This window comes from Deinococcus cellulosilyticus NBRC 106333 = KACC 11606 (genome assembly GCF_007990775.1).
In the GTDB taxonomy this organism is placed as follows: Bacteria; Deinococcota; Deinococci; order Deinococcales; family Deinococcaceae; genus Deinococcus_C; species Deinococcus_C cellulosilyticus.
On record NZ_BJXB01000084.1, the window covers coordinates 1 to 1196 of the forward strand.

Annotated in this window: 1 protein-coding gene; it reads right to left on the minus strand. The window is 60.4% G+C overall.

Features of this window, described 5'->3' with window-relative positions; translation table 11 throughout:
- Entirely contained in the window at positions 1–1194 is a 1194-nt protein-coding gene (locus DC3_RS28780; protein ID WP_246130850.1) for an ABC transporter substrate-binding protein, read from the minus strand.
- Positions 1195–1196 lie beyond the last annotated feature (2 nt).

Consider the following 1196-nt stretch of genomic DNA (forward strand, 5'->3'; position numbering starts at 1 on the left):
TTACCAGCCACGACCTTTGATGCGGTTGAGGTCGGTTTCCAGCTGCTTCAGGGCAGCGGCAGCCTTCTGCTTGCCGGTCAGCACACTGTGCACCGCACCCGAGAACGCCTGAGACACCTGGTTGTACTTCAACCCCGTCACCCCAGAAGGACGGGCCACCGCACTGGTGAACACATCGTACAGGCTACCGAAGAAGGGGTTCGCTTTCAGCACATCCTTGTCCTGGTACAGAGACTTGATGGTCGGGTTGTAGGAGGCCTCAATCGCACGGCGCTTCTGCTCTTCAGGTCCCGCCAGGTAACGCACCAGCTCAATCGCCGCAGCCTGGTTCTTGCTGTAGCTGGACACCGCCAGCTGCCAGCCCCCCAGCGTCGCAGCGTTCTGACCACTGGCGCCCCCTTTGGGCAGCGGGGCCACCCCGATCTTGCCTTTGACTTTGCTGTCCTCGCCCTGACCCAGGGACCAGGCGTAAGGCCAGTTGCGCATGAACGCAGCGTTGCCCGACTGGAAGATCCCACGGGCGTCTTCCTCGGCGTAGGTGGTCACACCCTCGGGGCTGATCTTCTTCACCCAGCTGGCGGCCTGCGTCAGGGCCTGCACTGCTCTGGGGTTGTTGATGGTCACTTTGCCCGTCTTGTCGACGATGGTGCCGCCCTTGTAGGAGGTGATCCATTCCAGTGCGTCACAGGTGAGGCCTTCGTAGTCCTTGCCCTGCCACACGAAGCCCTGGAAGTTCTTGTTGGTCTTGCGCTCACCATTCTGGATTTTCACGGCCATGCTGGCCAGTTCACTCCAGGTTTTGGGGGCTGACTTGTAGCCGTACTTCTGCAGCAGGTCACTGCGGTAGAAGAGCAAACCGGCGTCGGTGAACCAGGGGATGGCGACCAGTTTGTTGCCGACAGTGTTGGCGTCGATGATGGCGGGGAAGTGGTCGTCGACTTCACTGGCGGGAACTTTGCCCTTGAGGTCCACGAAGTGCTGATAGAGGATGCCGGGCCAGACCACGTCGATCTGGTAGACGTCGATGGTGTCGCTCTTGGCGGCGAGTTGCTGCTGGTAGAGGGCGAGTCGGTCGTTGGTGAGGTTGGGGCTTTCAAAGACTTTGACGGTGTTGCCGGTCTTTTTGGCCCATGCGGCCACCCCGCTTTTGCACATTTCCAGTTCCTGACCCACTGCACCACACGCAATGGTCAAAG